This window comes from Streptomyces sp. NPDC058231 (assembly GCF_042882275.1).
GTDB lineage: Bacteria > Actinomycetota > Actinomycetes > Streptomycetales > Streptomycetaceae > Streptomyces.
The window spans coordinates 1-8,348 of record NZ_JBHVWN010000127.1 but is presented as its reverse complement, the minus strand read 5'-3'; the positions used below and the strand labels follow the sequence as shown (position 1 = coordinate 8,348).

7 protein-coding genes and 4 pseudogenes are annotated in these 8,348 nt (G+C 67.7%); 5 read left to right on the top strand and 6 right to left on the bottom strand.

Annotated elements, in window-relative coordinates; genetic code table 11:
* The first annotated feature begins 520 nt into the window (after positions 1-520).
* Positions 521-1,411 (top strand): hypothetical protein, encoded by an 891-nt coding sequence (locus ACFVXE_RS38145; protein ID WP_389678309.1) that lies wholly within the window; start codon positions 521-523, stop codon positions 1,409-1,411.
* Between the two features lie 360 nt (positions 1,412-1,771).
* Positions 1,772-2,370 (top strand): annotated as a pseudogene (locus ACFVXE_RS38140) (transposase).
* 18 nt (positions 2,371-2,388) lie between these two features.
* On the opposite strand, the gene ACFVXE_RS38135 reads toward ACFVXE_RS38140, so the two are convergent.
* Both ACFVXE_RS38135 and ACFVXE_RS38130 read right to left on the bottom strand, forming a co-directional pair.
* A complete protein-coding gene (locus ACFVXE_RS38135) occupies positions 2,389-2,724 on the bottom strand; it encodes a DUF402 domain-containing protein (RefSeq protein WP_389678307.1) in 336 nt (111 codons plus the stop codon).
* 286 nt (positions 2,725-3,010) lie between these two features.
* Positions 3,011-3,760 (bottom strand): annotated as a pseudogene (locus tag ACFVXE_RS38130) (GAP family protein).
* Between the two features lie 7 nt (positions 3,761-3,767).
* Here ACFVXE_RS38130 and ACFVXE_RS38125 point away from each other — a divergent pair.
* The gene (locus tag ACFVXE_RS38125; protein WP_389678305.1) at positions 3,768-4,046 is read left to right on the top strand and encodes a hypothetical protein; all 279 of its coding nucleotides are present in this window, start codon (positions 3,768-3,770) and stop codon (positions 4,044-4,046) included.
* Positions 4,047-4,091: 45 nt separating this feature from the next.
* On the opposite strand, the pseudogene ACFVXE_RS38120 reads toward ACFVXE_RS38125, so the two are convergent.
* Positions 4,092-4,396 (bottom strand): annotated as a pseudogene (locus ACFVXE_RS38120) (IS5/IS1182 family transposase); the annotation flags it as partial.
* 122 nt (positions 4,397-4,518) lie between these two features.
* Positions 4,519-5,433: a LysR family transcriptional regulator gene (locus ACFVXE_RS38115; protein WP_389678304.1), complete on the bottom strand. Its 915-nt coding sequence runs from the start codon at positions 5,431-5,433 to the stop codon at positions 4,519-4,521.
* Between the two features lie 101 nt (positions 5,434-5,534).
* Between ACFVXE_RS38115 and ACFVXE_RS38110 the strand changes: the two genes are divergently transcribed.
* Together ACFVXE_RS38110 and ACFVXE_RS38105 are read left to right on the top strand one after the other, a co-directional pair.
* Positions 5,535-6,539 carry an NADP-dependent oxidoreductase gene (locus tag ACFVXE_RS38110; protein WP_389678311.1) on the top strand — a complete coding sequence of 335 codons (1,005 nt, stop codon included), beginning with the start codon at positions 5,535-5,537 and terminating at the stop codon, positions 6,537-6,539.
* 319 nt (positions 6,540-6,858) lie between these two features.
* Positions 6,859-7,221, top strand: a complete 363-nt coding sequence (locus ACFVXE_RS38105) for a hypothetical protein (protein WP_389678302.1) — start codon at positions 6,859-6,861, stop codon at positions 7,219-7,221.
* Positions 7,222-7,449: 228 nt separating this feature from the next.
* On the opposite strand, the gene ACFVXE_RS38100 is transcribed toward ACFVXE_RS38105, so the two are convergent.
* Positions 7,450-7,680: a hypothetical protein gene (locus tag ACFVXE_RS38100; protein ID WP_389678300.1), complete on the bottom strand. Its 231-nt coding sequence runs from the start codon at positions 7,678-7,680 to the stop codon at positions 7,450-7,452.
* Positions 7,646-7,870 (bottom strand): annotated as a pseudogene (locus tag ACFVXE_RS38095) (IS5/IS1182 family transposase); the annotation flags it as partial. The gene ACFVXE_RS38100 and the pseudogene ACFVXE_RS38095, both read right to left, overlap by 35 nt.
* Between the last annotated feature and the right edge of the window lie 478 nt (positions 7,871-8,348).

The following is an 8,348-nucleotide window of genomic DNA, read 5'->3' as shown; positions in this document are numbered from 1 at the left end:
TGGTACTGCAGGGGGGACCCTGTGGGAGAGTAGGACGCCGCCGAACAATTATTCCGGGAAAGCCCCGCACCTCTGGTGCGGGGCTTTTCTGCGTTTACGAGGCCAATAGGCGGCGATGCTGCGGCGATCGACACCGGCAGGGGAGCTCTCCCACCCGCTCGCAGCTGGGCACGCGTGCGCGGACGGAGCTTCGGACCTCTGCCACATCTACAGGCCGATCGCCCCTCATGACGCAGACCTTCGGGCCCCTGAAGGGATCCTCTGCACGGTCCTCGACCGGCAATCAGTACATCCCTTCGGCACAGCCCGTCCGCGTTGTCGCCCCGTCGGAGCAGTTCGCCGCCGGCACCCCCCTGTCAGGAGGGCTCTGCCTGCTCCCGCCCTTGGCCCTGGTGCGGGACGGCGCCCGCCGAAGGGGGACCCGGTCGCACGGACCAGCTCCGCATGGAGGAGGATGCGCGGTGGGAGGGGATTTTGAATGCGTTCAGAAATGCAGAATCCGGGGCAGACGCAGGCGCGCGTGAGGGACAGGTTCGGCGCGGTGCTGACGGTTTCGATGGCGGTGCTGTTCGTCGAGGCAGTGATCGGGACGATCGCGCTCTTCGTGTGGGGGCAGACCCAGGAAAGCCCGGGCCTTTCCTACAACGTGATGGGGGTCTTCTTCCTGATCATGATGGTGCCGTTCGTGGCGGTGGCCGGAGCTGTCCTCGGCGCCCTGCTGACGGTCGGCGTCGTGATGCCGCTCCTGGTCGTGGCCGGATGGCTCGGCCGTAGGCTCTCGGGGCACGGCGCGTGGTGGTGGGTCCCGGCGCTGGCAGCCGCTGTGACTGCCCCGCCGTCCCTGGCCGTGGCAGTGCTCGGAGAAGCCGGTCTCCTGGCGGGCCTCGGCGGCTGGCTCGCTGTGACGGTGGCGCTCGCCGCCACGACGCTGGTCGCCCGCAGGCTGCTGTTGCCGGACCGCCGGCAGCTCTCCGGTGGCGCGATGTTCGGGCGGATGGCGTTGTACGGCACGCTCGCTGTCGTCATCGCCGGCACGCTCGCCGGCATCGGCCTGTACGCCGGGATCGGGTACGAGCCTCCGCAGCTGAGCGCGGAACGGGTCGCCCGGACATGGTCCGACGGGAAGGGCGGGACGCTCATCCTCACGGCAGACGGCAAGGCCACGGCGACCCGCGTCGAGACGTTCGGCATCGATGACTCCTCCGAACCCGTGGTGCACAAGTGCACCGGCACCGGAACCTGGCAGTACGACCCGGGTGCCGGACCGTGGTACCAGGAGGTGGACGTGTCCGTCGACGACTGCTCCATGGACACCTGGCAGGTGTTCGGGAGCCTCGAGCATCCGAAGCTCTTCGTTTACGTCGGCGACCCCGACTCCTGGGACCTCTACATCCTGCAACCCCGCGGCTAGGCCCTGTCCGGCGGATCTTGCCGATCACCGCAGGCAATAGGGTCACAGGCGGAGCTCGAAGGAGTATCCGGACGTGTGGCCTGATCCGTGGGCGGCGATTCCCGAATCCGATCGAGCGCAGTGGGACTATGCGCCGCTTGAGCGTGTCGGCCCGCTGAGCTTCGGCATGAGCTTGCAGGAAGCGACCGTCGCGATGGAGGCGTGCGGATGCACCTCGAATGTCGTGTCGCAGGTCGGCAGGTTCGGTCCCTTCGAGCAGCTGTGCGGTCGATGTCCAGTGCCGTGACCGCGTGGGTTCGCCGGTTTGGTGGTCGGGCGGTTGGATATGCGGTGACGTCTGATCCGACCTGTGGAGGTGCGGTGGCCGAGCCCGTCCGTGTGCGCAGACTTACCGACCAGGAAGGGCAGAAGCTGCAGCAGATCGTGCGCCGAGGCAGCGCCAGCTGGTGCGCTAGCGGCGCGCAATGATGCTCCTGGCTTCGGCCGGCGGAAACCGCGTCCCGGTCATCGCGCAACTAGTGGCGGCGGACGAGGACACCGTGCGGGATGTGATCCACCGATTCAACGCGAACACACTGGCCGCGCTGAAGTCGATCCGCGCCGCCCGCCCCGACGGTGCCCCGATCTGCGCGATCACGGACAACCTGTACGCCCACAGGAGCGAGAAGATCCGTCGCTGGGCAAAGAAGAATCGGCTCGAACTGTGCTTCACCCCGACGTACGCGTCCTGGGCCAACCCGATCGAGGCCCACTTCGGGCCGCTGCGAAAGTTCACCATCGCCAACTCGAACCACCCCGACCACCCGGTGCAGACCCGGGCCCTGCACGCCTACTTGCGCTGGCGCAACGCCAACGCACGCCACCGGGAGGTCCTGGCCGCCGAGCGCCGCGATCGAGCTCGAATCCGTTGCGAGAAGGGCATCCGCTGGGGCGGACGCCCCCTCGCCACCGCAGCTTGACCAACACCAGAGCCAAGCTCAACTGACCTGGTCCAGCCATGTGCGGTAGCGGCTTCCGAAGGGTTCTGCACCGTCGCGCAGCGCGGCTGACAGCCACTCGGCGGCACTCTCCGCACGCGGGATGACGTCTCGTGGATAGCCGTACTGCTTCTGATGACTGGCGAACTCATCCTCGTCGTCCACGAAGACAGATCCGTCTTGCCGTATCCGGCAGACATCCAGATCCAGGTCGACCGTGGCCACCTCCCCCTTATGCAGCCAATCGGGCAGAGTGGTGACGTCGCAGTAGACGTCCAGGTGAGCTGGAGCTGCCTGGAACAGGGCCGTCCACCAGGCGCCGCGCGGAAAGAGCATGACTCGTCGCTCTTCGGTTGCGTAGACCTCGCCCTCCCCGCCCTGCCATCGAACTTACGGACCACGACCCGGATCTCGGCTTCTCCCATGGCGGGAGGCTACTGGCGGCCGGGCGAAACTCGGTGCGCTGTGACTGGATGAGGGCCCGTCCGTGGGGTTCATGCGTGGTGAACGAGAGCGAGTCGGTCATCGGGATGATGGGGTTCTGCAATCTCCCCGCATCCTGCTCAGAGTGTGAACGAAATCGCTCGGCTCGACGCCTCACTCATGCTCACGATGGGAGGAGTCACCGACCAAGTCCGGTGAGTCCGTCGCCGAGGATGTTGGCGCCCAGAAGGAGAAGCACCATCGCGGTGATCACGGTGCTGTTGGTGATCATGAATTGCCTGACACTGCCCAGGAACGATGCCGCGCGCTGTCCGCCGACGAAATGGATGATGACGGTGCCCAGGACAGTGCAGGAGCCGACGAGAACGAAGACGGTGATGGCTACGGTGAGATCGGCATGGTGAGCCCCCGCTTCGACGATCGACGTGGCGGCCGAGGCCGTCAGGACGAGGTTCTTCGAGTTGGCGCCCGACAGCAGTGCACCTAGGAGCAGCGCCCGCAGGGCCGAGACGTCATCGAGTGACGCCATCCAGCGTGGCGTCTCGGTCTCGTTGCCGGCACGCGGACGCTGCCACCATTTGCGCGCCCCCAGCACGATGAGGGCCACTCCGGCGAGTACCCGTCCTCAGTCCGCGATCGCTGATGACGGGCTTTCGGGGTCGTCGGCTCCACCGAGCACGACCACGACGAGCGTTGCCACGATCCCGAGCCCGGCGATCCACCCAGCCGTGAACAGCAGCCCGTTGCGTCGGCCGTGTCGGCCGGCCAGGATCAGGACGATCCCGATCAGAGGGAAGGGGCTGGGTGCGACCGCCAGCGCTGCCGGCAGCACGGCTCCAATTGCCTGGGCCAGCACCGGTTCCCTTTCCAAATTCCACGCCCAGGGCGCTGCGGAGTTCCCTTCTCGGGACAGTACCGAGCGCACCATCTGCGGCATGACCAGCATCTTTCACCAAGAGCATCCCGATGCTGCCCTGGCAAGAGCCGCCATGCCTCCCAATCTCGTCAACATCGCCCGACCGTGGATCGGGGCGCCTCCCAAACCCATCGACAAGTGGCGTCACCACTGCTCGGTAAAGCCAGTATTCCGGACGACGAATGGCGCATCCGCTGAATCCGCCCGCACATATCCCGCAGGTGAGCACGGCATTGGGCGTCACTGGCTGAGCCACAGCCGGATTGACGCGGCGGTCACCGTTCCTGTGAAGACGTAGGCGCACTTGTCGTAGCGCGCGTGGCCACGCCAATGACCGCTGCCCGGGCCGCTTGACCCGGATGCGTTGAAGGACCGGGACCGACTGCGGACTGTCGCCCCACTGGCCGGGAGTAATCAGCAGGGCCAGTGGTTGGCGGCCGCCCTCCCCAGGAAGGTGGTCTTTGCAGGTCAGTCCGCCACGGACGGCCGAGACCTTTCGTCGGGGTGGTGCTGCCGTGGCGTTGATCTCCGCTTCGGGACCCGTGGTGGCCTGCGCAGTGCTCCACCTGCGTGTTGATGGGCTCGACACGAGGTGGAGTCCACGCTCACCAGGCTCCGCGATCCCGCGTCGGCCGCCTGTGTCACATTCATGGTTGTGAGACAGCCGAACACACCACCCCGGCCCGCTCCGACGGTCTCGTCCTCAACCAGGTGCCAACTTATGTGACACCAAACCGCGCTCTCTGCTCCGCTCATACTCGACCCCGGCTTCACTGGCGGGCCGCTCTGAGCTCGCGGATCAGGGCGCGGACGGAGACGCTGGAGGCCAACTCCGGGGTGGTGATGTAGCCCACGGAACGGGTCGGGCGCTCGGGTCCGAGATCGGTGATCTCGATGCCGTCCGGAGCTTCGTTCAGCGAGAGCGCGGGCATGATCGCCATGCCGAGGCCTCTGCTCACCATTGAGAGCACCGCTCCGTCGTCCTCGGTCAGGACGGTCGCCTTCGGAATCCAGTCCTGCCCGGCCCACCACTGGCGGGTGTAGGAGCCGCAGTTCTCGTGCCAGTCCACCAGCGGCAGGGAGCGCGGGGCGGGGTGGCCGACCGGGTGCACCAGCGAGTAGGGCTCCTCGATGAGTACGTCGCCGATGAGTCCAGCGGGTACGGGCGAGGTGGCGCCGATTGTTGCGATGCCCACGTCCGCGCGCCCCTCGGCGACCTCGCCGGCGGTGCCCGCGCCCAGCTCGCGGACGACATGCACCTCCGGTTCGATGCCGGGGTGGCGGGCGGTGAGGCGCTCCAGGACGGGCGGTAGCAGGTAGAGGGCGGCGCTACGAAAGGCGGCGATGCGCAGCGGGCCGGCAACCGTGCCCCGCTCGGCGCCGCGGGCCTCTGCGGCCAGGGTGTCCAGGAGCCGCAGGACCCGGCGGGCGTGGGCGGCAGCGGCGGTACCGGCCGCGGTGGGCGTCGCGCCCTTCCGGCCCCGCTCGAAGAGGACCGCTCCGACCTTGCGTTCCGTCCCGCGTATGGAGTGCGAGACTGCGGACTGGGTCAGTCCGAGGACCTTGGCGGCCGCCGAGAACCCGCGCTCGCGGTGGACGGCCACGAGGATGCGGAGCTCGTGCGGGGCGAGGTCGGTGGCGGCTGCCGCAGTGGGTGCGGGGATTATGGGGGCTGAGGCTGTCATAGGGGTTCCCACCTGCTTCTATGAGGGCCCTTCATGGATCGGGTCGTTCCATGAGCGGAACACTCTCCCCGGCCTCCGTGTTCCTCCGTACGGTCACCGTCATGACCGAGACCGCGCTCACCGTGCACCAGACCGCCCGCCCCCATGGCTTCCCCACCCCCGACCACTTCGCCTTCGTCGAGTCCGCGATACCGGAACCCGGCCCGGGAACGGCACTGGTGGAGAACTTGTACTGGTCGGTGGACCCCTACCACCGCGAAATGATGGACGGGGACTTCGCGCTGAACGCTCCCCTGGAGGGCCGCACTATCGGCCGGGTCGTGGACTCCCGCGCTCCGGCGCTCCGCGAGGGCGAGATCATCTTCCACCGGCAGGGCTGGCGCACCCACACTGTCGTCACCTCCGAAGAGGTGCGTGCTGTCCCCCGCTTCGACGGCGTACCGCTCTCCGCGCACCTGAGCATCCTCGGCGGCACCGGCCTGACCGCCTACGTCGGTCTCACCCGCATTGCCGAACTCCGCGAGGGGCAGGACGTGTTTGTCTCGGCGGCGGCCGGCGGTGTGGGCACGGCCACCGGGCGGCTCGCCCGGCTGATGGGCGCGGGACGGCTGGTCGGCAGCGTGGGCAGGGCGGCGAAGGCCGCCTACCTGACCGAACACGTCGGCTACGACGAGGTCTTCGACTACCACTCGGGCCCGGCGGCCGAGCTGCTCGCCAAGGCGGCGCCCGACGGAATCGACCTCTACATGGACAATGTCGGCGGCGAGCACCTCGAAGCGGCGATCTCCTCGCTGCGCGAGTACGGACGGATCGTGCGGATCGGCACGATCGCCCAGTACAACAGCACCGGCACGCCCTACGCCCTACGCAACCTTCCCGACATTGTCGAGAAGAGCCTGCGCATGGAGGGCTTCTTGGTCCGTAACTATCGTGACGTTCAGGAAGAGTTGTACGAGTTCGCCGTGCCGCACCTGCAGAGTGGACGCGTCACGCTCGATGAGACCGTGGTCGACGGCTTCGGCGGCATCGTGGACGGGTTCCTGGGGATGCTGCGGGGCGAGAACCAGGGCAAGATCATCGTGCGGGCGGCCGGGGTGGACGTCTGACGGACCGGGGCGTGCCCGGCGCCGCAGAGGAGCGGGGATCCGCCTCCGGCAGGGGGAGCGCACCCGTCGGGCCGAGCGTGCCCTTCCACTCACGCCGGCCGCGCGAGGCAGAGCCGCTGTCGCCGGTCCGTTCGGTCAGGTCTTCTACCGCAACAGCACCGGTCTCTCCGGGAGACTCTCGGCGCCGCAGGAGCCGCTTGTCGTCGGCGAGCCGGGCTACCTTCCGTCACCGTGTCGGCTTCGTCCGGAGCCGGTCACCGAGTATCCGCATCCTGGTGTCCTGGATGAGGAATTCGAGGAGCGGGTCGACGAGTGGGAGATGGCCACCTTCGGCGACATCACCGATGACCCGGAAGACTACGAACCCCGATTCCACTGGGAGCCCTCCACCGCTCCGGGATGGAAACTCGGCGGTCACGAGCCCTGGAACTACCAGGGCTATTTCGGACCAGCGCGGTGCCATTCGTGCGGCAGCGAGATGCGGTTCGTCGCCGCGGTGGCCAGCATCGAGTGGGACGGCGGCACGGCGAGCTGGGCCCCGACCGGATTCCTGGATGGTCCCGTGGACAGCCGCCTGCGGCGTCAATCGCCTACAAGTGTGCGACTCGCCTTGACCGAGACCATGCGCATCTTCACCTGCCCTGCCTCGCCCGAGCACCCGGTGATCAGCGACCTGATGTAGCGCCCGGACATGTCCACCGGCTGCGGGTTCAAGCCGCCGCTTCCACACGCTCGACCAGGATGCCGTCCTCGAAGCGGCAGACCGAGCGGACCAGGGCGACGAGGTGGGCGCCCGGTGATCGCCCGCCATCGGGCCCGGACCGACTCGACGAGCCTGAACACCGTCGCTAGTGCTGTGACCGGGCTGCCGACGCCGCGGGTGACCTTGGTGCGGAGCTTGACCGAAGTCCTAGTACGCCAAGAGCTCCTCCCGATCCTCGGTGATCTCCGCGACGGCCTGGGGCCACTTGGTGCCGTCGACACGGACGACGAGTAGGACCAGGACGCACGAGTGCGCCCGGCCGAGACGGACCTTGGGGTGCACGCCGTCGGCCCACACGTAGACGAAGTCACGATCGGACAGGTCGCGAGTTCGGAAGGCGGCGTCGTCGTCGCCCCACTGCTTGGTCAGCCGGGTCACGGTGGCCGGCGACAGTCCTGCGGCCGGTGGTCCTCGGGCTCGGACCGGTCCGGCGCCCCTCTTTCTTGGCTCCGGCCGAATGCCGGTGATCTCGGTAGACGGTGGAGTCGACCGAGACGGTCCAGCCGACCTCGTCCTCGGTATCCACCACTGCAAGGACAGCCGCGAGGATCCGCTCCCACATCGCATCAGTGATCACTGGTCGGACAGACACATCCACTCAACTGACCCAAGGGCCAAGGAGACACGCTCTGGGCGTGGGCGCGTTCGACGAACCAGCGCCGGGGTGCCACGGACGGGGCAGAGCCGGGTTGCCAACTGGCACATACATATGACGCGTTGCGCGCCCGGACGCAGCCGCACGACGGCCGAGCACCGCGGCCCCGCCGGGTTCGACCTGGCGAGGTTGACACGCATCCCTCTGATCCGTAAGGTTCTCCGAGTTGTCGTGGAGCCGGAATGGTTCCCCGCCAGCCGATCCCGTCGCAACTGCGGCAACCAAAACTCTGTACGGTCTCCCACTCGGGATGATTTCGGCATGCCGGAATTCATTTCGGGGACGCGATTATGAATCGCCGGGACGAATCCGCTAGAGTTCGGGTGTCGGAACGGCCCAACGGCCGGGATGACAAGCCCGCTGACTGGGAATCAGGCCCGAAAGGATCTGA